This is a genomic window from Qipengyuania aestuarii (assembly GCF_019711535.1).
GTDB classification, from domain to species: domain Bacteria; phylum Pseudomonadota; class Alphaproteobacteria; order Sphingomonadales; family Sphingomonadaceae; genus Qipengyuania; species Qipengyuania aestuarii.
Genome location: NZ_JAIGNP010000001.1, coordinates 828,501 through 853,701 on the forward strand (window position 1 = coordinate 828,501; position 25,201 = coordinate 853,701).

The 25,201-nt window shown below is 60.9% G+C and carries 26 protein-coding genes; 13 read left to right on the plus strand and 13 right to left on the minus strand.

The genetic code is table 11. The features are described 5' to 3' along the window. Nucleotides 1-70 precede the first annotated feature (70 nt). Complete coding sequence (gene parC, locus K3175_RS04165) at nt 71-2,368, minus strand: DNA topoisomerase IV subunit A (protein ID WP_221542073.1); 2,298 nt, start codon at nt 2,366-2,368, stop codon at nt 71-73. A gap of 99 nt (nt 2,369-2,467) precedes the next feature. On the opposite strand from parC, the gene K3175_RS04170 reads away from it, so the two are divergent. After that, the gene (locus K3175_RS04170; protein WP_221542074.1) at nt 2,468-3,025 is read left to right on the plus strand and encodes a type 1 glutamine amidotransferase domain-containing protein; all 558 of its coding nucleotides are present in this window, start codon (nt 2,468-2,470) and stop codon (nt 3,023-3,025) included. A 103-nt stretch (nt 3,026-3,128) separates the two neighbouring features. Beyond that, nucleotides 3,129-4,835, plus strand: a complete 1,707-nt coding sequence (locus K3175_RS04175) for a mechanosensitive ion channel family protein (protein ID WP_247710644.1) — start codon at nt 3,129-3,131, stop codon at nt 4,833-4,835. A gap of 18 nt (nt 4,836-4,853) precedes the next feature. Here K3175_RS04175 and K3175_RS04180 read toward each other — a convergent pair whose 3' ends face one another. The 4 genes from K3175_RS04180 to K3175_RS04195 form a co-directional block, all read right to left on the minus strand. Further along, on the minus strand, nt 4,854-5,744 hold the full coding sequence (locus K3175_RS04180) for an endo alpha-1,4 polygalactosaminidase (RefSeq protein WP_221542076.1): 891 nt from the start codon (nt 5,742-5,744) through the stop codon (nt 4,854-4,856). A gap of 128 nt (nt 5,745-5,872) precedes the next feature. Further along, nucleotides 5,873-6,199, minus strand: a complete 327-nt coding sequence (locus K3175_RS04185) for a 2Fe-2S iron-sulfur cluster-binding protein (protein ID WP_221542077.1) — start codon at nt 6,197-6,199, stop codon at nt 5,873-5,875. Next, nucleotides 6,196-7,290 (minus strand): cysteine desulfurase family protein, encoded by a 1,095-nt coding sequence (locus K3175_RS04190; protein ID WP_221542078.1) that lies wholly within the window; start codon nt 7,288-7,290, stop codon nt 6,196-6,198. The genes K3175_RS04185 and K3175_RS04190 overlap by 4 nt, the downstream gene beginning before the upstream one ends. Nucleotides 7,291-7,431: 141 nt before the next feature. Next, on the minus strand, nt 7,432-8,478 hold the full coding sequence (locus K3175_RS04195; RefSeq protein ID WP_221542353.1) for a cysteine desulfurase family protein: 1,047 nt from the start codon (nt 8,476-8,478) through the stop codon (nt 7,432-7,434). 130 nt (nt 8,479-8,608) lie between these two features. On the opposite strand from K3175_RS04195, the gene K3175_RS04200 reads away from it, so the two are divergent. Together K3175_RS04200 and K3175_RS04205 are read left to right on the plus strand one after the other, a co-directional pair. Beyond that, complete coding sequence (locus tag K3175_RS04200) at nt 8,609-9,265, plus strand: alpha/beta hydrolase (protein WP_221542079.1); 657 nt, start codon at nt 8,609-8,611, stop codon at nt 9,263-9,265. A gap of 160 nt (nt 9,266-9,425) precedes the next feature. Further along, a complete protein-coding gene (locus K3175_RS04205) occupies nt 9,426-10,115 on the plus strand; it encodes an energy transducer TonB (RefSeq protein WP_221542080.1) in 690 nt (229 codons plus the stop codon). Between the two features lie 19 nt (nt 10,116-10,134). On the opposite strand, the gene K3175_RS04210 is transcribed toward K3175_RS04205, so the two are convergent. Then, the gene (locus K3175_RS04210; RefSeq protein WP_221542081.1) at nt 10,135-10,344 is read right to left on the minus strand and encodes a hypothetical protein; all 210 of its coding nucleotides are present in this window, start codon (nt 10,342-10,344) and stop codon (nt 10,135-10,137) included. Between the two features lie 121 nt (nt 10,345-10,465). Between K3175_RS04210 and K3175_RS04215 the strand changes: the two genes are divergently transcribed. Together K3175_RS04215 and K3175_RS04220 are read left to right on the plus strand one after the other, a co-directional pair. Continuing rightward, on the plus strand, nt 10,466-10,846 hold the full coding sequence (locus K3175_RS04215) for a DUF3597 domain-containing protein (RefSeq protein ID WP_221542082.1): 381 nt from the start codon (nt 10,466-10,468) through the stop codon (nt 10,844-10,846). A 38-nt stretch (nt 10,847-10,884) separates the two neighbouring features. Further along, a complete protein-coding gene (locus tag K3175_RS04220; RefSeq protein ID WP_221542083.1) occupies nt 10,885-12,723 on the plus strand; it encodes a DUF885 domain-containing protein in 1,839 nt (612 codons plus the stop codon). A gap of 23 nt (nt 12,724-12,746) precedes the next feature. Here the strand turns inward: K3175_RS04220 and K3175_RS04225 are convergent, their stop codons facing one another. The 3 genes from K3175_RS04225 to K3175_RS04235 form a co-directional block, all read right to left on the minus strand. Beyond that, on the minus strand, nt 12,747-13,679 hold the full coding sequence (locus K3175_RS04225; protein WP_221542084.1) for a glycoside hydrolase family 16 protein: 933 nt from the start codon (nt 13,677-13,679) through the stop codon (nt 12,747-12,749). Nucleotides 13,680-13,725: 46 nt separating this feature from the next. Then, on the minus strand, nt 13,726-14,547 hold the full coding sequence (locus tag K3175_RS04230; RefSeq protein WP_221542085.1) for a glutaminyl-peptide cyclotransferase: 822 nt from the start codon (nt 14,545-14,547) through the stop codon (nt 13,726-13,728). Nucleotides 14,548-14,717: 170 nt separating this feature from the next. Then, nucleotides 14,718-16,307: a phosphoenolpyruvate carboxykinase gene (locus K3175_RS04235; protein ID WP_221542086.1), complete on the minus strand. Its 1,590-nt coding sequence runs from the start codon at nt 16,305-16,307 to the stop codon at nt 14,718-14,720. A 183-nt stretch (nt 16,308-16,490) separates the two neighbouring features. On the opposite strand from K3175_RS04235, the gene K3175_RS04240 reads away from it, so the two are divergent. The 7 genes from K3175_RS04240 (at nt 16,491) to K3175_RS04270 (ending at nt 21,729) form a co-directional block, all read left to right on the plus strand. After that, nucleotides 16,491-17,240 carry a response regulator transcription factor gene (locus K3175_RS04240; RefSeq protein ID WP_221542087.1) on the plus strand — a complete coding sequence of 250 codons (750 nt, stop codon included), beginning with the start codon at nt 16,491-16,493 and terminating at the stop codon, nt 17,238-17,240. Then, nucleotides 17,233-18,801 carry a sensor histidine kinase gene (locus K3175_RS04245; protein WP_221542088.1) on the plus strand — a complete coding sequence of 523 codons (1,569 nt, stop codon included), beginning with the start codon at nt 17,233-17,235 and terminating at the stop codon, nt 18,799-18,801. The genes K3175_RS04240 and K3175_RS04245 overlap by 8 nt, the downstream gene beginning before the upstream one ends. Then, on the plus strand, nt 18,798-19,259 hold the full coding sequence (locus K3175_RS04250; RefSeq protein WP_221542089.1) for an HPr kinase/phosphorylase: 462 nt from the start codon (nt 18,798-18,800) through the stop codon (nt 19,257-19,259). Before K3175_RS04245 ends, K3175_RS04250 begins: the two co-directional genes overlap by 4 nt. Further along, nucleotides 19,256-20,146 carry an RNase adapter RapZ gene (rapZ, locus tag K3175_RS04255; protein ID WP_221542090.1) on the plus strand — a complete coding sequence of 297 codons (891 nt, stop codon included), beginning with the start codon at nt 19,256-19,258 and terminating at the stop codon, nt 20,144-20,146. Before K3175_RS04250 ends, rapZ begins: the two co-directional genes overlap by 4 nt. Before the next feature lie 64 nt (nt 20,147-20,210). After that, a complete protein-coding gene (locus tag K3175_RS04260; protein WP_221542091.1) occupies nt 20,211-20,636 on the plus strand; it encodes a PTS sugar transporter subunit IIA in 426 nt (141 codons plus the stop codon). Further along, a complete protein-coding gene (locus K3175_RS04265) occupies nt 20,633-20,911 on the plus strand; it encodes an HPr family phosphocarrier protein (RefSeq protein WP_221542092.1) in 279 nt (92 codons plus the stop codon). The genes K3175_RS04260 and K3175_RS04265 overlap by 4 nt, the downstream gene beginning before the upstream one ends. Nucleotides 20,912-20,913: 2 nt before the next feature. Further along, nucleotides 20,914-21,729, plus strand: coding sequence for a TrmH family RNA methyltransferase (locus K3175_RS04270; RefSeq protein ID WP_221542093.1), 816 nt, complete (start codon nt 20,914-20,916; stop codon nt 21,727-21,729). A gap of 155 nt (nt 21,730-21,884) precedes the next feature. Here K3175_RS04270 and K3175_RS04275 read toward each other — a convergent pair whose 3' ends face one another. From K3175_RS04275 to recR, 4 genes are all read right to left on the minus strand, one after another. Then, nucleotides 21,885-22,196: a PilZ domain-containing protein gene (locus K3175_RS04275; RefSeq protein WP_221542094.1), complete on the minus strand. Its 312-nt coding sequence runs from the start codon at nt 22,194-22,196 to the stop codon at nt 21,885-21,887. Between the two features lie 129 nt (nt 22,197-22,325). Continuing rightward, nucleotides 22,326-23,777, minus strand: coding sequence for a DNA recombination protein RmuC (locus K3175_RS04280; RefSeq protein WP_221542095.1), 1,452 nt, complete (start codon nt 23,775-23,777; stop codon nt 22,326-22,328). A gap of 173 nt (nt 23,778-23,950) precedes the next feature. Continuing rightward, nucleotides 23,951-24,517, minus strand: a complete 567-nt coding sequence (gene def / locus K3175_RS04285) for a peptide deformylase (RefSeq protein ID WP_221542096.1) — start codon at nt 24,515-24,517, stop codon at nt 23,951-23,953. Nucleotides 24,518-24,579: 62 nt separating this feature from the next. Then, on the minus strand, nt 24,580-25,176 hold the full coding sequence (gene recR / locus K3175_RS04290; protein ID WP_221542097.1) for a recombination mediator RecR: 597 nt from the start codon (nt 25,174-25,176) through the stop codon (nt 24,580-24,582). Nucleotides 25,177-25,201: the final 25 nt, after the last annotated feature.

Here is a 25,201-nt window from a genome sequence, read left to right on the forward strand (position 1 = left end):
ATCCCTACCAAGGGGACCTGGGCCGGAAGCGATCACCGCTTCCGGCCTTTTTTGTCAGCTAAATTTTTTGTCAGCTGAAGGTATTGTCGCGGGGGAAGCCCTGCGGCGGCAGCCGTCCGGCACCGCCGCGCGCGACCTTCCATTGCCACATCTCTGTTTCGGTCCTGGTGCGGCCTTCCTTGCCGCCCATGGTCCAGCTCAGCCCTTCTTCCATGGTGAAGGTGGTCGCATCGGAAAGCCCGCCGTCGCGATAGTTCTGCAGCTTGTTGCCCTGCCCGCGCGTCATCTGCGGCAGTTCTTCAAGATTGAACACCACCAGCTTGCGGTTCTCGCCCACCACGGCGACGTGGTCATGCCCCTTGTCGATCGGCCGCGCCACGCGCAGCACCGCCTTGCCGGGGAGATTTACCACCTGACGGCCCTTGCGGGTTTCGGCCAGCAGATCATCGGTTACGGCGGCGAAACCCTTGCCCGTGCTCGCCGCCAGCAGCAAACGCTTGCCCGGTTCATGCACGATGACAGAAATGATGTGGGCGGTGGTCTCTATATCCAGCGTATTGCGCACCGGCTCGCCGAAGCCGCGCGCGCCGGGCAGCTTGTCCGCGCCGAGCGTGAAGAAACGGCCCTGATCTGTGGCGAGCAGCAATTTGTCGGTCGTCTGCGCGTGGATAACGAAGGCAGGGCCATCGCCTTCCTTGTATTTGAAGTCCTGATCCAGCGGCAAGTGCCCCTTGGCACCGCGGATCCATCCCTTCTGCGACAGGATGATCGTGACCGGCTCTTTCTCGATCATCGCATCCATGCTGAATTCCACCGCAGGGGCAGCTTCTTCGATGGTCGTACGGCGGCGTCCGAGATCGGTATCCTCGCCATATTCCTTGCGCAGCGCATTGAGATCGCGCTTCAAGCGCGTGCGCTGACGGGCCGGACTGCCAAGCAGCTTGTCGAGCTCGTCCTGCTCCTTGAGCAACTCGTCCTTTTCGTTCCTGAGCTGCATCTCCTCCAGCTTGCGCAAGGACCGCAGGCGCATGTTGAGGATGGCTTCGGCCTGCCGGTCGGTCAGGTTGAACTCCGCCATCATCACCGGCTTGGGTTCGTCCTCGGTGCGGATGATCTCGATCACGCGGTCGAGATTGAGAAAGGCAATGATGTAGCCTTCGACCAGTTCGAGCCGCCGCGCGATCTGGTCGAGCCGGTGCCGGCTGCGGCGCTGCAAGATGTCGATCTGGCTGGCGATCCAGTTGTCGAGCAGTTCCTTCAGCCCCATGACCATCGGCGTGCGCGTGGCATCGAGCACGTTGAGGTTCAGGCCGAACCGCGTCTCCATATCGGTGAGCTTGTAGATGCTCTCCTTCAGCAGCTCGGGGTCGATGTTGCGGCTGCGCGGGATCAGCACGATGCGGATCTGTTCGTCGCTTTCGTCCCGAACATCTTCGAGGATCGGCAGTTTCTTGTCCGAGATCGCGGCCGCGATCTGTTCGATCAGCTTGCCCTTGGCGACCTGATAAGGAATTTCGGAAATAACCAGCTGCCACTGGCCGCCCCCGAGCCTTTCGATGCCCGCATCGCGGTCTTCGGCCTTTTCCGCCTCTGCCGCATGGAAGCGGCCACGCACGCGGAAGGATCCGCGCCCGGTTTCATAGGCATGGCTGATGGTTTCCGCGCTTTCGGGGACCACACCCCCGGTGGCGAAATCGGGACCCTTGAAGATTTCCATCAGCCGCGCATGCTCGACATGCGGGTTGTCGATCACTTCCAGCGTTGCGTCGACGATCTCGGCAACATTGTGGCTCGGGATATTCGTGGCCATGCCGACCGCGATCCCGCTTGCGCCATTGGCGAGCAGGTTCGGGAAGAGGCCCGGCATGATTTCCGGTTCTTCTTCCTCGTTATTGTAGGTCGGGATGAAATCGACCGTGCCGGCGTCCAGCCCTTCCATCAGGCGCATCGCCGTCTTCGTCAGGCGCGCTTCGGTGTAGCGATAGGCCGCGGCATTATCACCGTCGATATTGCCGAAATTCCCCTGCCCCTCGACCAGCGGATAGCGCAGCGCGAAATCCTGCGCGAGGCGGACCATCGCGTCGTAGGCAGCCGTGTCGCCATGCGGGTGGTATTTGCCGATCACCTCGCCCACGACGCGGGCCGATTTCTTGAATCCGCTCGCCGGATCGAGCTTCAGCTGCCGCATGGTCCATAGCAGGCGGCGGTGAACCGGCTTCAGCCCATCGCGCAAATCGGGCAGCGACCGCGCCGTGATGGTGGAGAGCGCATAGACGAGATAGCGTTCCGACAGCGCGGAATCGAATGGTGCATCGACAATCGCATCGAACGGATCGGCGCCGGAATCATCAAGGTCGGTAGTGGCCATGGAGCCTGCCCTATCAGAGCCACGGCTCGCCTGTCAGCAAGGAACGGGGCGTCATCCCCACACGTTGCATGGGTAACACGAAATCAAAGGAATTGACCCATGACAAAGCGCGTAATGATCCTCGCCACCAACGGCTTCGAACAATCTGAACTTATGAAGCCGAAGGCAAATCTCGAGAACGCCGGTTTCGAGACGACAGTTGTCAGTCTCGAAAAGGGCGAAATCAAGGGATGGGACCAGAAGGACTGGGGTGAGAGCGTGACCGTAGAGAAGACGGTCGACGAAATTGCCGACTGTTCGGGCTACGATGCTCTCCTTCTCCCCGGTGGCCAGATGAACCCGGATGTCCTGCGTATGAACGAGCGTGCGGTCGCGATCGTGCGCGAATTCAACATGGCAGGAAAGCCCATTGCGGCTATTTGCCACGCGCCATGGCTGCTTGCCGAAGCCGATCTGGTGAAGGGCAAGACTGTGACAAGCTGGCCATCGATCCGTACGGACCTGAAAAATGCAGGTGCGAATGTGGTCGATCAGGAAGTTGCGGAAGACGGAAACCTGATCACCAGCCGCAAGCCCGAAGATATTCCTGCCTTCAGCAAGGCCTTGATTGAGAAGCTGGGCGCCACCGCAGATAAGAGCGCGATGGAAGCCGCCTGATCTTCCAATATAAAAATGCTAAGACCCCGTTGCCGCAAGGCAGCGGGGTTTTCTATTGCGAACGGAACCCTTCGCCTGTCCGATCCATTGGGGCCGCATGGGGATGAAAATCAGCGACTTCACCAAGAGCATAGCCGTTTTACTTCTGGCCTTCCTTGCGCTGCCGCTCGCGGCCCAGAGCGGACGGGATATCGCACAGGGTTCGGAGCCTTTCGTCTACGAAGTGGAGAGCCTCCAGAATGCCACCGGCGCTGCCCGTTCCCCGCTCGATCTCGATACGCCGATGGGCTTGCTCGAAAGCTTCATGGATGCCGGCGCGCAGAAAGACTGGGGCCGCGCCGCCGCAGCACTGGATCTGGAGAATGTAGGGGGAGAAGCACGCGATCCCGATCAGCTTGCCGAAGAGCTTTACGATCTCCTCCACCGCTCGATGACCGTGGACTGGGCAAGCTTGCCCGACCGCCCGGATGCCGTCGACACGGCGACCACGTCCAAGGATCCGATGGCCGGAGTTCCCCGGCGCAGCCTGACGCTTGGGAGGCTCGAACTCGCCGACAGGACCGTTCCAATCCGGATTGCGCGGGTTCGTGCACCCGGCGGCGAACCCGTATGGGTGTTCAGCCGCCAGACCGTGGAAAATGTCCCCGCTCTCTACGATATTTACGGCCCGACCAAATTCGAACGCTCGCTGCCGACCTATCTCCGCAAGCAGGCATTCTGGACGCTGGCTTGGTGGGAAGTGATCGCGCTTCCGCTGATCCTGCTGGCCGGTGCGCTTGCGGCTGCCCTCACCTATCTCGCCATCGACCGCCTCCGCCAGACGCAGGAGGAAGACGGCAAGGTCTATGGTGTGCTGCAGGCGATCCACCTTCCCGCGACCCTGCTGGCGTTTGCGGGCACGTTCGCCGTGGTTCGGGCGACGTTCTTCCGGCTGTCCGGGCCGGTCAAGGACCTGCTCGATCCGCTCCAGCTCGTGCTCATCATCCTGGCGGTGATCGGGATCGCCCTTTCGGTGATCGAATCACTGTTCGACATCGCAACCTCGCGCCGGACCGACGAGCTGGAGGCGCCCGAGAACAACGCCGATCGCAATTTCTACACCAAGATGAGCGCGATCCGCCGCATCGTCACCGTCCTGATCCTGCTCGCCGGGATCGGCTTTTTGCTTGTTGCCAGCAATATCTCGGACACTCTCGGCTTTTCGATCCTCGCGTCGGCCGGGGTCTTGGGCATCGTGCTCGCCTTTGCTGCGCGCAAGGTGCTGGGCGACATCATGGCGAGCGTCCAGATCGCTTTCGCCCAGACGGCGCGCATCGGCGATGCCATCTATTTCGATGGACAGTGGTGCTTCGTCGAGAAGATCGGCTTCACTCATCTGCGCCTGCGCACATGGGACGAACGCCGCGTGATCGCACCGGTCAGTGATTTCACCAGCGACAGTTTCGAGAACTGGACCAAGCAGGACCCGAGCCTGATGATGCATGTCGAGCTCGAACTCGACAACCGCGCCGATGTCGACCAGCTGCGCGGACCGTTCCGCGAATTCATCGAGAACGACGAGGATGTGGTCGATCCCGATGACGCCAGCTGCGAAGTCGTGGCGCAGAATGCGAAGGCGATGACCGTGCGTTTCATGGCCCGCTCGACCGATCCCAAATGCGGCTGGAAGATGCACTGCCGCCTGCGCGAACACATGCTGGCCGCCGCCTCCCGCCTCGACGCAGCGTCAGGCTACGAGCCTGCGCCCGCCTATATCCCGCGCGAACGCGAGGTGCGGATGGATCTCACGCGGGACGACGAGGCCGACTGATCCCTGCGATCGGCCCGGTCACTCGGGACAGGGTTTGCGAAACGATCCGTCGAGGCTCAACGGCAGCACCAGCGTACTGAAGCCCAGCTCCTTGCTCGCCGCGCACATGTCCGCAAACGCGGCGGCATCGGTGCGGAAACGCTGGTCGTATTCGGCGTGGAAGACCGGTTTGCCCTGCGCGATGAAGGGCGCCAGCACCTGGCATTCATCATATTCGGTGCACTGCTCGTTCACCGCGAAGTCGAACTCGTCGACCAGCCCGGCCACCTGGTCGAGATCGTTCTTCAGACCAACCGCGAGCCCTCGCGCATGCGCTTCGGCGGCCAGAAACCGGTTGTAGGATAGCTGGTCTGCTCCGGTCAGGGCGAAGCCGCTGTCATTGGCATAGGCATCGACATTGTCCGGCTCCACCCCGTCGCAGCCCTTCTGCGCTGCCAGTTCGAGCCGCTTCGACATGATCGCGCGGACGGCATTGCTGCGAATGTCGACCCATTGTTCGTCGGGCCAGCCATCCATCGTCTTGCCGATATCGGCGGAGGGGAAATCACCCGCATCGCTGCGATAGTTCTCGCGCGATCCGGCCGAAAAATAGCAGATCACTTTCACACCGCGCGCCTGCAACGCTTCGATAGTCGGCGTGGGCGTCTCGTAGAGGTCGATGTCGTAGACCGCGACGGGCAGCGAGGTGTCAAGCGACCCGGTCAATTGCCAGTGCCAGTCGAGCCCGGCCTTCGGGCGGTACCAGTCCGCTGTTCCGCCCGAAGGCGGCGGGGTAGGCGTTGGCGTAGGCGCCGGAGTTGGGGCTGGTGCAGGTGCAGGAGCACCGGTCGCGGGCGGCGGCGTCGCTTCGCTGCCCTCGCCGCAGGAAACCAGCAGCAGACTTGCCAGAGTTATAGTGAGATGACGCATCGACCCGAACTACCTGTGTTGTTCTGTATTGTTCGGGCGCGCGCTACCTCTCCGCTGATTGAAATTCCGTGAACTCGCTAGGCACTTATGAAACCGCGGCAGGATTACTTCGGCGCGGTGGATTTTGCCTAGCGCGACATGTCATGGCTTTCGACCGGGATGGTCACCGTCAGCCCGTCGAGTTCTTCGCGCAGGACGATCTGGCAGGACAGGCGGCTGGTCCGGCGGGCGCCGGCGGCAAGGTCCAGCATGTCCTCTTCCTCTTCGCTCGCTTGCGGCAGACGATCAAACCATTCGCTGGCGACGATGACATGGCAGGTGGAACAGGCCATCTGCCCTTCGCAGGTCCCCTCCAGCGGCATGCCCGCAGCCTGCGCGATCCGGAGCAGGCTGTCTCCGTCAGCGCCCTCGGCGTCCACGCGCTGGTCGTCCGACGTGATGAAATGAACCTTCATAGTGACCCTTGCGCCTTTGCTGCCTCGTTGATGGTCCGGCCCGCTTCCTCGATTTCCTCGAGCGTGGTGTAGCGCCCGAACCCCAGCCGGATCGAACATTTCGCCAGCTTCTGGGGCAGGCCGATGGCCTCCAGCACATGGCTGGTCCGGCCCGATCCGCTGGCACAGGCCGAGCCGGCGGAAAACATCACATTGCGGCATTCGCTCATCAGCCGGTTCACATCCAGCCCGCCGCCATTGGGCCCGCGCGGACGGATGTTGAGATTGCCGTGATAACGCGCTTCGGCGCTGCCGTTCAGCTCCCAGCCTTCGAATATTTCGGTCGCGCGTTTCCACAACTTCTGCACGTGTTCGGCATCCTGCTCCATCCGGTCCTTCGCCTCGGCCGCCGCCGCGCCCATGCCGGCGATCAGTGCCGGCGACAGCGTGCCCGACCGCAAGCCGAATTCCTGCCCGCCGCCGGTCTGAACCTCCGAAAGGTCCACCCCGTTGCGCACCCATAGCGCGCCCACGCCCTTGGGGCCGTGGAACTTGTGCGCGCTGATGGCGATCATGTCGGCGCCGGTCACTTCGATCTTGCCATAGGCCTGCACCGCATCGCAGAAATACAATGCGTTGTTTCCCTTCGCCTTGCGGTGCCATTCGACGGTCGGCTGGATCGTCCCGATCTCGTTATTGACCTGCATCAGGCAGACGAGGCGCGTATCCTGCGGCAGATCCTGCTTGGTATTGCACTGTCCGTTCTTGGCGACATTGAGGACGTGGCACGCGCCCAGATCGCGCGCCGTGTCCAGCACCGCGGCATGTTCGATGGCCGAAACCGAAACCGTCCCGCCTGTCCCGCTGCCGCGAATGGCGAGATTGATGGCTTCGGTCGCTCCGCTGGTAAAGATCACCCTGCCCCCGGCGGGAAATAGCGCGGCGACCTGATCGCGAGCAAATTCGATCGCCGCCTTTGCCTGGCGGCCCATCTTGTGCGGAGAATGGGGATTGCCGAAACCGGTTCCGCCCGGCCCGTCTAGCCAGCGCAGCATGGCATCGCGCGCTTCGGGAGCGAGCGGGGTGGTGGCCTGATAGTCGAGATAAATCATCGGTGCGCAAACGTCCCTATCCGTTCGCCCTGAGCTTGTCGGAACCGCAGGTGGGCAAACGCCCTACGGCCGTACTCGCTTCGGGTGCCGCGCCAGTCAAAAAGAACAACGGTGCTTCGACAGGGTCAGCACGAACGGACACTACTGTTTCGCCAAATCAAGCCATACCTCGCAGAAGCGTTCCACTTCCTCGCGCGTGGTGGTCCAGCCGAAACTGGCGCGGATCGTGCGGTCGGCGATTTCGGGCTCCACCTGCATCCCCTGCAGCACATGGCTGGTCTTCATCGTGCCCGACGAACAGGCCGAGCCCTGGCTTACCGCGATTCCTGCCATGTCGAACCGCATGACCTGCGCACTGCCGCTCATCGCGGGCATCGCAATCGCGCGAACGAACGGCGTGGGGCTGGACAGCCGGTCGGAAAGCCAGGTGCCGCCCATGTCGCGGCATGCCTGCGCAAGGGCATCGAGCGGCGCGAGAATGGCCGGATCGATATAGCGCTCGCCGCAAGCCTCCAGCGCCGCCGCCATACCCAGCGCGCCGGGCATATTCTCCGTCCCGCGCCGATAGCCGCGCTCCTGCCCGCCGGCGGGATCGAGCATGGCGAAATCCTTGACCAGCAGGGCACCGATCCCGATCGGACCGCCGAACTTGTGCGCCGAAACGATCGCCATCTCGCAATCCGGCAGCGCGAGCTTGCCGGCGGACTGGGCGCAATCGGCCACCACCATGCCGCCCGCATCGCGCACGATTTCGGCGATGGCCGCCATATCCTGCCGATTGCCGGTTTCCGAATTGATCTGCTGCACCGCCACCAGCGGGCGTTCGCGCTGGACGGCTTCGGCCAGCAATTCCAGATCGAGCGCACCGTCGGCCTTGACGAACAGCCGTTCGGCCTCGGGCGCGGCCTTCAGCACGGCGTCATGCTCAATCGCAGAAACCAGCCGGGCTCCGGCCCTGGCATGGCCGAGCGCCAGCGCCGCCGCCTCGCTCGCGCCGGAGGTGAAGATCACTTCCCCCTCCCAGCCGAGCGCGCGTTTCACCCGCTCGCGCGCATCCTCCAGCGCGGCGCGGGCCTTTCGGCCTTCGGCGTGCGGACTGCTGGGATTGGCCCAGCGGGCAAAGCCTTCGTCCATCGCCGCCCGCGCTTCGGGGCGCAGCGACGTGGTTGCGGCATGGTCGAGATAGATACGGTTATTGACGGGTCATGCTCGAATTTATTGCGATTTCGGTGGTAAACACTATATAGCCCGCGACCCCGCGCAAAGCCCTTCTCGGGATCAGCGCCCCGAAAATTTCTGCCAAGGTACTTTCACCTTCATGCCTACCGTGATTTTTCCCGGCCCCGAAGGCCGTCTAGAAGGCCGCTTCTCTCCTGCCCCCCGGCCCCGTGCCCCCGTGGCGATGATCCTTCATCCGCACCCGCAGGGCGGCGGCACGATGAACGAACAGATCACGCAGCGTCTGTACAAGACCTTCGTGAACCGGGGCTTCGCTACCCTGCGCTTCAACTTCCGCGGCGTCGGCCGCAGCCAGGGCAGCTTCGACAATGGCGTGGGCGAATTGTCCGATGCGGCATCCGCGCTCGACTGGGTCCAGCAGGTCCATCCCGAAGCGCAGGTGACCTGGATTGCAGGCGTCAGCTTCGGCGCCCTGATCGGTATGCAGCTGCTGATGCGTCGTCCGGAAATCCGTGGTTGGCTGTCGATCGGTGCGCCGGCCAGCATGTATGATTTCTCGTTCCTGGCGCCCTGCCCCGCTTCCGGTATCTTCATCCACGGTGCGCAGGACACCGTCGTTCAGCCGAATGCGGTTACCAAGCTGGTGGAAAAGCTGCGCACCCAGAAGCACATCACCGTGCATCACGAAGAGATCCCGCGCGCCAATCACTTCTTCGAAAACGAGCAGGAAGAGCTGATGAAGTCGGTCGACAATTATCTCGACTTCCGCCTCGACCCGGCCTGCCCGATCACGTGATAATGCGATCCTTTTCCAAGTAATTAAAAAGGGCCCTTCCGGGGCCCTTTTTATTGCCCTGAGATCTCTCGCTGAGACGCAATCCAACAAAGACTTGTCTTTATATGGTAATGTTGTAACATTGCCGAGTCATGGGTTGCAGAGGAAGAGGAGGCATCAAATGGCATATGTCGATCAGAAACAGGGGCCTTCGCCAGCCGGGCTGGCCGGTGCCATAGTCACGCAGGCCGCGATCGGTGCGCTGGTAATTGCGGGATTGTCGGTGGCCACAGGTGTCGCGGAACCGGGCGAGATCATCGATACTTTCGATATCCCGACGGTCCCCCCGCCCTTGCCCGAACCGGAGCCACTGCCGGAACCGGAGACCACCGCCGAACCAAAGGTTCAGTCAGACCCTCCGGTCACGGTGCCGGATCCCAAAGTCGAGCTCAGCGATCAGAAATCGACATCTCAAACGACGACCACGATCCTGGATATCCCCCGGCCGCCGGTGCCGCTTCCCAAGCAGGAGGAGCTATCCATACCCGCCCCTCCGGCGCCGGTCCCTACCTTCGATCCCGTCGGCGCCAAGCCGCGCAACGATCCAGGCCGATGGCTGACCGATCGCGATTACAAATCGAGCTGGGCCCGGCGCGAGCTGACCGGCGACGCGAAATTCCAGCTGGACATCTCCAGGACCGGGGCCGTGACCGGCTGCCGCATCCTGGGCTCGACCGGGCATTCCGAACTGGACCAGGCGACCTGCTCGCTGGTCACCCAGCGTGCGAAATTCGAACCTGCCCGTGGTTTGAATGGCGAACCGGTCGCTGGAAAGTTCGTCTCGTCGGTAAGGTGGCAATTGCCCCGGTAATCCGCCGCTTCCGACACAATTAGCGCGAGCCTCGTTCGACCTTGTCGAGCGGGGCTTCGCCGTCTGTGGTGGGTACCGTCCAGATCGCCACATTGATCAGCGCGATGAACGCCAGCACCACCATCAGGGCGGCGTTCTTCGCATTGCCCGTACGCCGCCACAGGAAGTACGCGCCCGCCAGCAAGGCGATGGCGGCAAGAACGACGATCGAAAGCACGAGATCCAGCATGACTGCTGCCTAGCGGGCATGGCGCGATTCGCGCAATCCACCGGAACGCGCGCTGCGGAGGTCCGTTGATCCGGCAAGCATGCGGCATTCCGCCGCCAGCCGTTTTACGGAGCATATTCAAATGGGCATTTTCAGCAGCATCAAGGACGCGATCTTCGGCAAGCAGGCAAAGGCGCAGGACGCTCCGCCGGTCGAAACCAAGACGGGCAATGCCTGGGCCGACGCGCCCGTCACGCAGCCCAAGGCGGCCCCGGTCGTCGATGTCGAGAACAGTCTCGATTCCATGCCCGGTGCCGACCGCCTGAACTGGCGGACCTCCATCGTCGATCTGATGAAGCTGATCGGCGTCGATTCCTCCTATGAAAACCGCAAGGCGCTGGCCCATGAGCTTGGCCGCCCGGACTATTCCGGCAGCGCCGAGGACAACGTCTGGCTGCACAAGCGGACCATGCGCGAACTGTCGGCCAATGGCGGCAAGGTTCCGGCGGAATTTCTCGATTGATTTGACTTGGTTATGCGAGGGGCGCACATGCTCCTCGCATGACGACACCGACCTTCGACACGACCCGCCGCCAGCTCCTCGCCGGACTTGGCGCCACCACTGCCCTCACCCTCGGCGGATGCGCCACGGTCCCCCGGCCCGTAAGCGGCCAGACGGCCGACCAGCTGCTCGAAAGCGTCGCCTACAACCTCCTCCAGCACGAACCCGAACGCGCCACCGGCCTCGGTGTCGATATGGGTGAATATAGCTATCTTCGCAGCAGGCTGGAGGATCAGTCTCCCGCCGGCCAGCGCGCCTACGCCGCCACGCTGAAGACCGATCTCGACCGCGTCCGCGCCTTCCCGCGCGATGGCCTCGACAGCACCACGGTGACCAATCTCGAAGTCGTCCAGAGCGCCTATGAGCTGGCGCTAGACGGCTTCGCCCTCCCCTATGGCGATACGCCCGTCGGCAACTGGCGCACGGCACCCTATGTCGTGATCCAGAATGTCGGCGAATACATCGGCATGCCGCGCTTCATGCAGTCCACCCACATGGTGGAGACCGCCGCCGATGCGGATGCCTATGTCGAACGGCTGAAGCAGGCACCCGCCACCTTCGACGGAGAATTGGCCCGTATCCAATCGGCCCGCAAGATGGGCGTGGTCCCGCCCGACTTCCTCCTCGACAAGACGATCCGCCAGATGGAACAGACCATCGACAGTGCTGGAAAGGGCGAACTGTTTGCCGCCGATCTTCGCGCCAAGCTAGCTGCAAAGGGCTTGCCAGAGATCCGTGCCCAGCAGGCACTCGTCCTCGAACAAGGCCCGATTGCCGAAGCTCTTGGCCGGCAGCTGGCCGAACTCAAGGCGGAAAGGGCAGTCGCGACATCGGCGCCGGGCATTTCCGCCCGGCCATATGGCGAAGAATTCTACGCCTGGGCGCTCCGCAACAGCACGACCACCACGCTCAGCCCCGATGAGGTGCATGAGCAAGGTCTCGAAGAGCTAGAAGCCTTGCATGCCCGCATGGATCCGATCCTGCGCAAGATCGGCTACACCGACGGCAGTGTGGGCGATCGCATGAGCGCCTTGGCCGACGACCCCCGCTACAAATTCGCCGAGGGCGATGCCGGACGCGCGCAGATAATGGAGTTCATCGAAGAACGCGTGGATTGGATCCGCGCCCAGATGCCGCGCGCCTTCAACACGCTGGTCGATCCCAATCTGGAAGTTGTCCGCATTCCTGTGGCCGAAGAAGCCGGCGCACCGGGCGCATATGGCGGCGCAGGCAGCAAGGACGGCACGATCCCGGGCCGGTTCTGGATCAATCTACGCACGACCGACCTTCATCGCAAATACGACCTCGCGGACCTGACCTATCACGAAACCATCCCCGGCCATGTCTGGGAGGGGGAATATTCCAACCGCCTGCCGCTGATCCGCTCGATACTCGCTTTCAACCCATTTAGCGAAGGCTGGGCGCTATATGGCGAACAACTTGCGGATGAGTTGGGAGCCTATGACGGTTTCGAAGTCGGACAGTTGGGCTATCTCCAGTCCCTCGCCTTCCGTGCCTGCCGTATGGTGGTCGACACGGGCCTCCACGCGAAGGGGTGGACCCGCGAACAGGGACGCCAGTTCTTCATCCAACGCAACGGTTCCAAGCCGGAAGAGGTGCAGAGCGAGGTTGATCGCTATTGCAGCTGGCCCGGCCAGGCGACCGGTTACAAACTGGGCCACAGCCGCATAGTCGCGCAGCGAGCGCGGGCACAGGCGCAGCTGGGCGGCGCTTACGACTTCAAGGCATTCAACGATGCAGTCGTCCTTGGGGGGAACGCACCGATGGACGTGATGGAGCACAATATCAGCAGATACATCGCCCAGACGAGGAGCTGACCAGTGCGCCGGGGTGCGAACGCCTATTCGTAGACGCGCACCCAGTCGACCTCGACAGCGATCCGATCGTCTTTGATTGCGTCCACGGTGGACGCAGGAAGGCCGTAATAGGGCGAGGTCACATTGTTGTAGCCACGCGGATACTCGCCGCCCAGCGCCAGGTTCAGGATCAGAAATTGTTCGCGGTCGAAACGCCACTGGCCCTTCTCTTCGACCTTGGCCCGCGTGATCTTGAGGAATTCGCGGTCATCCACGAAAAAGCGGATATCGTCGGGGCGGCGCTCGACGGCGTAGACGTGCCACTCCTCCTCGCTCTGGCCGGCTGGGAAAAATTGACGTTCTCCGATATTGCCCCCTGCCGAATAGCCGGGACCATGCAGCGATGAACTGGTCCAGCCTGCTTCGCCGATATATTCCATGATGTCGGTTTCACCGGCATCGGGCCAATCGCCATAGCCAAGCATCCAAAAAGCAGGCCACACTCCTTGGGCGCGCGGCATGCGGATGCGAGCTTCAACGCGGCCATAGGTTACGTTGACCTTGTTGGCGGTATCGATCCGGCCCGAAAGGAAATCGACACGGCGGCCGGACGGGGTCACATAGCCCGGCTGGTACCGCGCGCGCAGGACCAGCGCGTTGCCGTCATCGGCGTCGGCGATGGAAGAAAGGGCGATCGTTTCCTCCGAATCGACATAGGCCTGCTGCTCATTGTTGACCCAGAACGAAGGACCCTCGATATTCCAGACACTGCGATCAAGCGTGCCTGTGGCAAACTGTTCTTCGAAGACAAGCGTGTCGAAACTGGTCGGGGTCGGCGTGGGGCTGGGTGTCGGAGTTGGGCTGGGCGCAGGCGATGGAGCCGGTCCGCTAATGGGTGGAGGGGCCGAGCCTTCGCCACCTCCGCAACCAAGCAAGGCCAACGCGGCGACCGCCGGCAGCAATCCGAATGTCTTCATCTTCCGCTCCAAAGAAATGTGTTGCAGGGCTATACTACACTAACGGTCAGCCCACACTTGCATTCGTTTCCACAAGGCGAATTTCAAAAAGAGACGGCCAGAGCTTTCCCGTCACGAAAAGTCTCTTGTTCTCTGCATCCCAGGCGATCCCGTTCAGGACCGCGTCGCTATCGGTCGGTGATATGGTCTGAACGATCGCCCGCAGGTCGATGAGCTTCCGCACCACGCCATCGGCCGGATCGATGGCAACGATGAACGGTGTCATCCAGACGTTGGCAAACACCAAACCGTCAATCATCTCAAGCTCGTTAAGTCGCCTGAGAGGACGCCCGTTCAATGTCACGCTTACGCTCCGTCGCACTTCGTAGGTTTCAGGATCGAGGACCCGTAAAATATCGCTGCCGTCCGAATGGATCAGCCCTTCTTCCGCAGAGGTCAGACCCCACCCGTCCAGCGGATAGTCCGAGCGGCTAGAAACGTGTGCGAGCGTATCGGCATCCCAGCGATGAATCACGCCGTCGCGCCACGTCAGGCTGATCAATGCGCCTTCCCACAACGCAAGCCCCTCACCAAACTGGTCGGCGGGAATAGCGCTCTCGCCAATCGTCTTTCCGGAACTGAGGTCGACTTTGCGCACGACGGACCTGCCTTCCTGTCCAGTGCTCTCGAAGAGGGCACCATCGTGCCACAGCAGCCCCTGCGTGAAGGCGTCCTTATCATGCGGATACCGCGCAACCACTTCGGCTTGATATACAGTTGGTCCCGCATAGGGGGCTACGGCGACCTCCGGTGATGCTTCCTGCGCCGTCGCCGCGAATGGCATGGAGAGCGAAAGCAAAAGTGCGGAAAATGTCTTTCGAAGCAGCATCGGGTGAGAATGTGCCTTTTAGTCCCTTGCCGCAAGCTGAAGCCGCCAAGGAAGATTTCACCGGACTTCTAGAGTCCCCAACGCGATCGCCAATTTAAAACCCCCGGTCCACACCGAAGTGCGGCCGGGGGTCTCCTCTCCAACTCTTTGCCTCAAAAGAGGCTATTTGATCAGGCGGCTGCAGGAGCCGCGTCACGCACGCCCTGATCGACATGGGCGGCAAAGGGTTCAAAATTGTCTACGAAAAGGTGCACCAGCTTGGTGGCAGTGCGATCGTATTCTTCCTTGTCGTCCCAAGTCGAGCGCGGGTCAAGGATTTCGCTATCGACACTAGGCACGCTCACGGGCACTTCGAACCCGAAATTCGGATCCTTGCGGAATTCGGCGTCGTTCAACGACCCGTCCAGTGCAGCGTTGAGCAATGCGCGCGTCGCCTTGATGGGCATGCGGCTACCTGTGCCGTACTTGCCTCCGGTCCAGCCGGTGTTGACCAGCCAGCATTGTGCGCCGCCCTCGGCAATGCGTTTCTTGAGAAGGTTGCCGTAGACGCTCGGATGGCGGGGCATGAACGGTGCGCCGAAACAGGTGCTGAAAGTGGCAGTCGGCTCGGTCACGCCGATTTCCGTTCCCGCGACCTTGGCGGTGTAGCCCGATAGGAAGTGATACATCGCCTGATCGGGCGTGAGACGCGCAATCGGAGGCAGCACGCCGAATGCGTCGGCGGTCAGCATGATGACATTCGATGGCGGTGGGCCTAGATTATCATCGCTGGTATTGGGGATGGAGGACAGCGGATAAGCACCGCGGGTGTTTTCAGCGAGGCTGTTGTCGTCGAGATCGACCTCGCCATTCTCATCCATTACCACGTTTTCGAGGACCGTACCCTCCATGCGGGTAGTGGCATATATTTCCGGTTCGCTCTCCGGGTCGAGGCGGATCATCTTGGCATAGCAGCCGCCTTCGAAGTTGAAGACCGCCGTGTCCGACCAGCCATGCTCATCGTCACCGATCAGCGTGCGGCTGGCATCAGCCGAAAGAGTAGTCTTTCCCGTACCGGAAAGTCCGAAAAACACAGCGCTCTTCCCGTCCGGTCCGATATTCGCCGAGCAATGCATTGGCATGACGCCCTTTGGCGGCAGCAGATAGTTGAGTACGCCGAAAACGCTCTTCTTCATTTCACCGGCATACTTGGTGCCGCCGACAAGTATCAGCTTTTCTTCGAGATTAACCGCGATCACCGTCTCGCTGCGGGTGCCATGCCGCTCTGGATCGGCCTTGAAGCCAGGAAGGTCGATGATGGTGTATTCTGGCGTGAACCCTTTAAGTTCTTCCGCGGTCGGGCGCACCAGCAACGTGCGGATGAATTGGTTATGCCAAGCAAGCTCGTTGATGACCCGTACATTGACCCGGTATTCGGGCTGCGAGCCTCCGAAAAGATCGGCCACGAACAGGTCGGACTTGTCGGCCAAGGCAGCCATGAAATCCTGCTTCAACGCAGCAAAATGCTCCGGCGTCATCGAAGCGTTGTTGTCCCACCAGACGGTGTCTTCCGTTTCCGCATTGCGGACGATGAACTTATCCTTCGCGCTACGACCCGTGTGCTTACCAGTTTCGACGACCAGCGGACCATGCTTTGCGCGCCGACCCTCTCCCCGCTCCAAAGCGACGGAGGTCAGTTCCTCCGCTGTCAGGTTGGCGTGAATGGTTGCAGCGGTCTCGATGCCCTGCGCGGCAAGCGAGTGGGAAAGCTCGGTGGTCACTGAAATCTCCGGCGCAAAAGAGGCGGTCACGTAACGGGAATCGTCGGCGCATACGAATGCGCCGCCCTTGCCGCTGCCATTACTCGCAGTGCGCCTTCACGTCAAATCAACCCAAGCAGTTTAATCTCACAGTCCGCCAGGGCACGTTGTCTTGCCTGTCGAACTGCGGTAACCGCTCCAACTATGCAAACTGAAGCCAGCCACGGCACGTCGCCGCCGGAAGACGATCGCACCGTCATCGCCCTGGTCGACGACGATCGCAACATTCTCACGACGGTTTCGATCGCGCTGCAGGCAGAAGGCTTTGCGACACGCGTGTACTCGGATGGCGAGGCGGCGCTGTCCGCTCTGCTGGGCAATCCGCCCGACCTTGCCATCTTCGATATCAAGATGCCCAAGATGGACGGCATGGAACTGCTCCGTCGTCTGCGTGAGCAATCCCCGCTTCCGGTTATTTTCCTCACCAGCAAGGATGACGAGCAGGACGAGGAAGCTGGCCTGCAGATGGGCGCGGACGATTATATCGCCAAGCCGTTCAGCTTGCGGCTGCTGCTCGCTCGAATCCGGGCGATCCTCAGGCGCTCGGACGCTCGGCGCCCGATTCCGATCGAGCCAGGCGAAAAACCGGCCGAGATCATCGAGCGCGGCCGGCTGCGGATGGACCCTGCCCGCCATCACGTGACGTGGGACGAGAAACCCGTGTCGCTTACAGTAACTGAATTCCTGCTTCTCGAGGCTCTCGCCTCGCACCCCGGGGTAATCAAAAGCCGGAATCAGTTGATGGACGCGGCCTATCCGGATGATGTCTTTGTCGACGACCGGACGGTGGACAGTCATATCAAACGTATGCGGCGCAAATTCCGCAGCGTGGATAATGAATTCTCTGCCATCGAAACGCTGTACGGTGCTGGCTACAGCTTCAGCGATGGCTGAGAGAAAGAGCGTCCTTCGGGGCGATCCGAGGCTGGACAAGCTGCGGTGGTCGCGGCGTCTGACCCTTACAAGCCGCATTCTGTTCGTAAATGTATTGCCACTGGTTCTGCTGGGCGGCGGCGTCCTCTATCTCGACAGCTATCGGACGCAGCTGCTCGACGAGCGGTTCAAACTGGCTCTGGTCGAAGCGCAGATTACGGCAGAAGCACTCGCTGGCGCCACGCCAAAGCGTCAGGAAGCCCTCCTGATCCAGATTGGCAAGGAACAGCGGCTTCGCATCAGGGTCTACGATGCCGAAGGCAAGCTGGAATCCGACAGTTTTCAGCTTGCCCCGCCGAGTTTCGAACTGCCGGATCCGGCAGACGTCGACCAGACCGATTTCGCCCTGCGCACGGACCGCTGGTTCGATCGGGTCGTCGGGGCACCTGCCCTGCCCGACTATCGTGAACCGGTATCCGACAGTGTAGATGCGTGGCCGGAGCTCGTTCGTGCGCGGGAAGAAAGCCTCACGCAGATCGTCCTTCGCGACGCGCCCGACGGTACGCATGTTATCAACGCCGCAGCCCCTGTCGGCCTTGATGGGGACACGCTGCTCATCACGCGCAACCCGGTCGACATTACCCAGAGTGTGCGGGAAGCACGCACGACAGTGGCGATGATCGTCCTGCTATTCCTCCTCGTTTCCACCCTGCTCAGCTTTTTCCTGGCGCAGACAATCGTAAGGCCACTTCGTGAACTTGTGCAGGCGGCCGTGCGCGTGCGGCAGGGCCGTGATCGGCAGGTGGAAGTTCCCCGCCTACCCGATCGGCGTGACGAGATCGGCATGCTGGCGCGCGCCGTCTCCGACATGACCGCCGCCTTGCGGCACCGCATTGATGCGGTGGAAAGTTTCGCCGCCGACGTAGCGCATGAGATCAAGAATCCGCTCGCCAGCCTCCGCAGCGCAACGGAATCTCTGGGTAAGGTGGAGGATCCCGATCTGCGGAGCCAATTACTCGATATCGCAGTCCATGACGTGCGGCGGATAGATCGTCTGGTCACCGAAATTTCGGACGCCAGTCGGATCGATGCGGAAATGTCTCGTACCGAATTCGAACGGGTGGACATGGCGGAGTTGCTGCGCAATGTTGCCGCCAGCCGTGAAGAGCGCGGCGAGAACGAGGGGCGCAATGTCACCGTGACCGCCGACGAAAGTAAGCTGGTCGTTAACGGCGTCGGCTTAAGGCTGGAACGTATAATGGAAAATTTGCTCGATAACGCCGTCTCTTTCTCCCCTATCGGAGGCTCTATTGACGCGCGCCTTGTCCGGCGCGAAGGGCGCGTAGTCCTTACCGTGTGCGACGAAGGCCCGGGCATCCCCGAGGAGAAGCGAGAAAAAGTGTTCGAACGGTTCCACTCGGATCGCCCCGAAGGCGAAGATTTCGGCAATCATTCCGGGCTCGGTCTCGCGATTGGACGCACCATCGCGGAAGCACATGAAGGCACCTTGCATGTCGAAGACCGCGCTGATGGCGACCGCGGCGCATGTTTCGTTCTCAGCCTGCCTGCGTTGGACAAATGAAAACCAAACTTCCCAATGTCACCGCTGTGGCCATCGATGGACGGGGCCTCCTCATTGCGGGCGAACCCGGAGCCGGCAAATCCTCACTTGCCCTGGCCCTCATTGACCGCGGAGCCACCTTAATCGGCGATGATGGTCTGATTATCGATGATGAACAGGGTTTTCCACTCGCCTGTCCGCCAAAGACCACCCGCGGTTTGCTCGAGGTTCGAAATGTCGGCTTGATCGAATTTGACCCCTGCGATGCTCCCGTTTCCCTCGTGCTGCAATTGACCACCCTGGCGCCGCGTTATCCGATGGAACTTGCAACGACGACACTTGGGGGCGCACCAGTACCTGTCCTGCTTTTTCGCCCTGGTGATGCGACGCAAGCGCTGCGCGCCGAATTCGCCCTTGTGAAGCATGGCCTCCCGCTCCCGAACGCTGCGAAGGCAGTCGCCGCGGTCGAGCAGCAATGACCGGAGATAGCCAGCCAATCCTGCTGGTCACCGGTATGTCCGGTGCGGGCAAATCGACTGTCCTTCAGGTCCTCGAGGATCTCGGGTGGGAAACGCTCGACAACTTCCCTCTTCGTCTGCTGGCTAATCTCCTCGAGACGTACGGCGAATCTCCGACACCGATCGCGATCGGTCTTGATTCGCGCACAAGAGGATTCGCTCCGACCGATATCATCCGCGAATGCGAGGCGCTGGCTTCGCGCGACGGGGTCAGTCTCACGACGCTTTTCATCGACTGTTCCGACAGCGAATTGCAGCGCCGCTACAACGAAACCCGAAGGCCACATCCAATGGCTCGCGAGCGGCAGGTGGCAGACGGGATCAGTGATGAACGCAGCCTTCTCGAACCGCTACGCAAGTGGGCCGAGACGCTTGTCGATACCAGCGCATATTCAACCAATCAGCTCCAGCAAGTCATCCGCGAAAGATTCGGCAAGAAAGATGCGCAGGAAATGACTGTCACGGTAACGAGCTTCGGATTCTCCCGTGGCATGCCACCCTTGGCAGATTTGCTGTTCGATATGCGCTTTCTCGATAATCCACACTGGATTAGCGGATTGCGCGACCTGACCGGTCTCGATGAGCAGGTAGCCGACCATATCCGCCAGGATCCCGCGTTCGACCCGGCATTCAATAGCATTTGCAATACGCTACTCGAATTGCTTCCTCGCTATGCAGCGCAGGATCGAAGCTACCTCAACATCGGTTTCGGCTGTACCGGAGGGAGACACAGGTCCGTCTTCAGTGCGGAAGCAGCGGCACAGGTCTTGCGCGAGGCCGGATTTTCGCCCACGGTTATTCACCGCAATCTGGAAAGTCGGCCCGCCGATCCGCTCGAGCGCCGCTAACCTAAACAATGGTGCAAACCCAAAGCCCCCACTTGCGACACGCGAAACGGATATCGACACCCGCATGATCGGCATGATCCTCGTTACTCACGGCAAACTGGCCGAACACTTCATCGACGCGATGGAGCATGTCGTCGGCAAGCAGGAAGGCGTGGCCACCATTTGCATCGGGCCCAATGACGACATGGAGCAGCGACGCAAAGACATCGCCGACGCTATCGCCCGTGTCGATACCGGAGAGGGTGCGATTATCTTGACGGATCTGTTCGGTGGCACACCGTCCAATCTCGCCATCTCACTGCTGGATACTGGTCGGATCGAGGTCATCGCAGGCATCAATCTGCCGATGCTTATTCGCCTTGCCGGCGCCCGCAAGAGCATGAATGTGGTCGACGCGGTGAATGCCGCGCAAACCGCAGGCCGCAATTACATCACTGTGGCGAGCGAGTTTTTAGGCCAAGATCTCGACAGTGCGCGGAAAGCAAGTTGAGCGAAGTCAGGAAAAGGGTTGAGGTCGTCAACCAACGAGGGTTGCACGCACGGGCAAGCGCGAAGTTCGTCGGGGCGGTCTCAGAAGTCCCTGAAACCTGCCGGGTCCGCGTGAGCAAAGGGGACAATGAGGCAGCAGGCGGCTCCATTTTGGGCCTGATGATGCTCGGCGCAGCCAAAGGGGACACGATCGAAATTATCGTCGAGGGGCATGACGCCGAGGCGGTACTGGCCAATCTTGCTGGATTGGTCGAGGACGGCTTCGGGGAACCCTGACAATGTCGTCGCAACGGCGGGTTATTACCGGCTATTCAAATCCAACAGTCAAGGCATTGCGCTCTCTGCGCGAAAAGAAGCATCGCAAACGCGAAAGAAAGTTTCTTGCCGAGGGCCTGCGCCTCCTCACTGACGCGAGGGAATGCGGCCACGTCCCCGAAATTCTGGTCCTAGCCGATCGGCGCGAGACTCACCCCCTACTCAGGGCGCTGGAAAATGCGGTTGATGCGAGCGGCGGAGAAGTAATCGAAACCACGCCGGACATCCTGTCCAAGATTACGGGTAAGGAAAATCCTCAAGCGGTCGCCGGCGTATTTACAGAATTCGACACCAGTCTTGAGGCGCTGAAGCGAGACACTTCGAAAATTTGGCTGGTCGCGCAGGCACTGCGCGATCCAGGCAATCTCGGCACCATGCTTCGCACCGGCGATGCAATCGGTGCAGGCGGCCTCATCCTGATCGACGATTGCGCCGACCCGTTTAGTGTTGAAGCGGTGCGGGCGAGCATGGGTGCGGTCTTCACTCAGGCGATCGCGCAGACGAATTGGCAGGAATTCGAAGAATGGCTCCGCCAGGGTCCCGGTCAATTGGTCGCGGCAAGCCTCCGCGAAGCCCATCCCTATCGCGGCGCGCCTTACTCTGCGCCCTGCTTTGTGATGGTCGGTAATGAAAGCCGCGGTCTGCCTGAAGACTACGAACTGGCTTGCGACCTCCGCGTGACGATGCCGATGAAAGGCCGGGCCGACAGCCTGAACGCTTCGATTGCAGCGGCTGTGCTTGGCTATGAGGTATTGGCTGCCCTAGATGCGGGCGACTAGCTCTTTTCTGTCTGGATTTATCGCAGCACATGCTGATCCGATGAACTTGAGCGCGAGCCCCATCTTCTGGATGAGTTTGGACAGCTTACTGCTATTGCTGCGACTTTCATTAAGACGAGGCGATGTCTGGTTGCGCTGGTCGCGCTACCTTCCCATCAACTTAGTGTCCGAAACTCGTCTTTTCCGCCTTGCGCGATGATATGATCGAGAACGGCGGGATAAAGCGGTTGGTCGAATTCGACTCCGGCACAGCGCCGTTCGATCCAGCGCACTTTTGCATGTAAAGGGCCTATCTTTCCAATGCGTAGAGTGATCTCGTCACCCGCTTCCAACCGCCCGACGACATCGTAAAACTGACAGCCGTATTCGGAAAGATCCTTGATCGAAATGTCGAACCTTATCCCGGTGCCACGCCGGTATCGTCCCGAAGTCGAGATCGAATAACGTGGTTCTCTGCGCAATTCCATAAATTCAGCCGGGCAACGCCCCCTCCGGTTGCGACCGCGGACTTACCTGAATTATATTGGAGCAAGTTGCTAGGCCCTATTAGTTTAGGATGCCCTAACATACCAAAAGGCCAGTTCCGTATCTTCCGGTCAGTTTTCGCCCTGGGAACGTTCGGCGGCATCCGAAAAATTGGCGAGCGCGCGCGGGGTGTGGCCGATCGGCAATGCTTCAGTGAGATCCTGCGCGCTGGTGTCGACGTTCAATTCCTCGAACCGCTCTCCGGTGCGCCGCAAGTTGCTATCGAAACTTCCCACCAGCTTGTCGAAGTGCTGGTTGGTGGAAAGCAAGCTTTTGCGCATCGCCCCCATATGGCCCGCGACGACGCCGAGCCGATCGTATAACTCTTTGCCAAGCTGAGCAATTTCCTTCGCATCTGCCTGCACTCCGGCCTGGCGCCAGACGGTGGAGACGGTCAAAGCGATGGACATGAAATTGAGAGGGCTGGACAATACGATCTGCCGTTTGAGAGCGTAATCCAGCAGGCCGCTGTCCTGCGTCAAAGCTGCGTAGAGCACGTGTTCGCCCGGGACGAACATCACAACGAAGTCGGCAGAGCCATCGACATGGTCCTGATAGCGCTTCCCCGACAATTCATCGATATGGGTCCGCAGCTCTCGAGCATGCGTTTTAAGCAGAGCTTGGCGTTCTTCGTCGCTATCCGCCTCATTAGCAGCCCGATAAGTGTTGAAGACGTTCTTTACATCCACCACCAGACGGCGGTTGCCGGGGATATTGATTACGGCATCAGGACGCAGCAAATTGCCGTTCTCATCGCGAACGCTGGTTTGGAAATTGAAATCTGCCTTGTCGTAAAGACCGCAGCTTTCGAGCAGGTTCTCAAGCTGCAGTTCACCCCAATCGCCGCGCGCCTTGGTCGCACCCTGCAGCGTCGTGGTGATGCGGTTAGCACCGTCAATGACACGTTGCTGGCCTTCGCGAACCTGGCCGATGACACCCTGCAGGCGCTCGAAATCGGAAACGCGATTCTTCTCCAGTTCCTCCACCCGCTTGCGATAGCGCTCTAGCGTCTCGCCGACGGGCCCGACCCGCTTTTCCAGCTCGGCCAGGCTTTCCTTGTTGAGAGTAGCCAGATGGTTCTGTGCGCCTTCGAGAAATTTCGACTGTGCGCCGACAAGCATTTTCTCGCCGATTTCACCGAACTTGGCCTGCAGTTTCTCTTCGGCGTCCTGCAATCGCTTGAGTTCGCGCGCAAATTGCGCCTCGCGCTCGGAATAACGCTCCTCGAGTGCGCGCTCGCGTGCTTCGGAAGAGCTTTCCAAAGAAGCCAGCCGATTTGCCGCCAATTCGCGATCCGCTTGCGCGGTTTTCAGGTCTCGGGCCAAGTCATCCGCTCGCGCAGCGCGCTCGGACATGATTGCCAGATCGCGTGTCATTTCCTTAAGCTTGTCCTCGATGGCACGCGCTTCGGAATCGCGCTCGGCATGCCGCGTTTTCCATTCCGCTACCGGGCGTGACCCCAGAAACCATCCGAAAACCAGCCCGGCGACAAGCGCGACGATTGCGATAATGCCCAATTCCATGAGCTCAGAGTATGCGGAACACAAAAGGAACGCCAGTGCGCTGGCCGCATCTATCCACTATGGATGATCATCCCCGGCCGCAGTGAGCCCATCGCCACCTCGATCTCGCAAAAGAAAAAGGCGAGCCGCTGAGCGACCCGCCGGTTTCGGATTACAAGAATCTCGTAAGGGTCCTAAGCCGCCTCGCGCAGCTTTCTCAGCTTTTTCAAAGCCATATTACGCTTGAGACGCGAAAGATGGTCGATAAAGAGCACGCCTTCCAGATGATCCATCTCGTGCTGGATGCACGTAGCCATCAAACCGTCCAGATCTTCCTCGTGGGTCTCGCCCTCGAGATCCTGATAGCGCACGCGGCAGGTTGCCGGCCGGTCGACATCGGCGAAGATATCGGGAACCGAGAGACAGCCTTCCTGATAGGTAGCAAGCTCTTCCGCCGGATCCAGAATTTCCGGATTGATAAAAACCCGTGGTTCCTTTTTCGTCGGGTAGTGGACGTGTTCGTGGCCGCCGTGGTTGCAGACTTCCCCTTCAGCCTCTTCATCTTCCGGCTGCAGGTCGATTACCAGCACGCGCTTCGGTACGCCCACCTGGATCGCCGCCAGTCCGATTCCCGGCGCGTCATACATAGTTTCGAACATGTCGGAGACGAGGGTACGCAGGTCGTCGTCGAACTCGGTAACCGGTTCGGACACGACTTTCAGCCGGGGGTCCGGCACTTCAAGTATTTCACGGATAGCCATGGAGCATAAATAAGCGCGCCGCACGCAATTTTCAATCCACTTGGACCGCTCAGAGTTATCGCCTAGCCCAGCGGCCGACGAGCCCTCAGGGCCTGCGCAAGAGTTCCCTCGTCGAGATAGTCCAGTTCGCCCCCTACCGGCAGCCCATGGGCAAGCTGGGTAATCCGGACAGGATAGTCCTCCAGCCGTTCTGCCAGATAATGCGCGGTGGTCTGCCCCTCCAGCGTGGCGTTCATCGCCAGCACCACTTCGTCTACACCGCCCTGCTCGACGCGTGACAACAGACTGGCAATGTTCAGATCTTCAGGGCGTATGCCGTCGAGCGCGGAAAGTTTGCCGCCAAGCACATGATATTTCCCCGTGAAGAGCTTCGCACGATCCAGAGCCCACAGGTCTGCGACATCTTCCACTACGCACAGGCCCTTCCCGTCCCTGCGCGGGTCGGCGCATATCCCGCAGGGATTGGTCGTATCGACATTGCCGCAAATATCGCATTCGACCAGTGCCTCGCCTACAGTGGCCAGCGCCTCGAGCAATGCCGGAAGCGCGCTCTCGCGGCGCTTGACCAGCCACAGGACGGCACGCCGCGCACTGCGCGGGCCGAGGCCGGGCAGACGGGCCAGCGCGGCGGCCAGCGTCTCGATCTCTTGCGATGCCATACGGGCACAGATAGGGGCCTTGGCG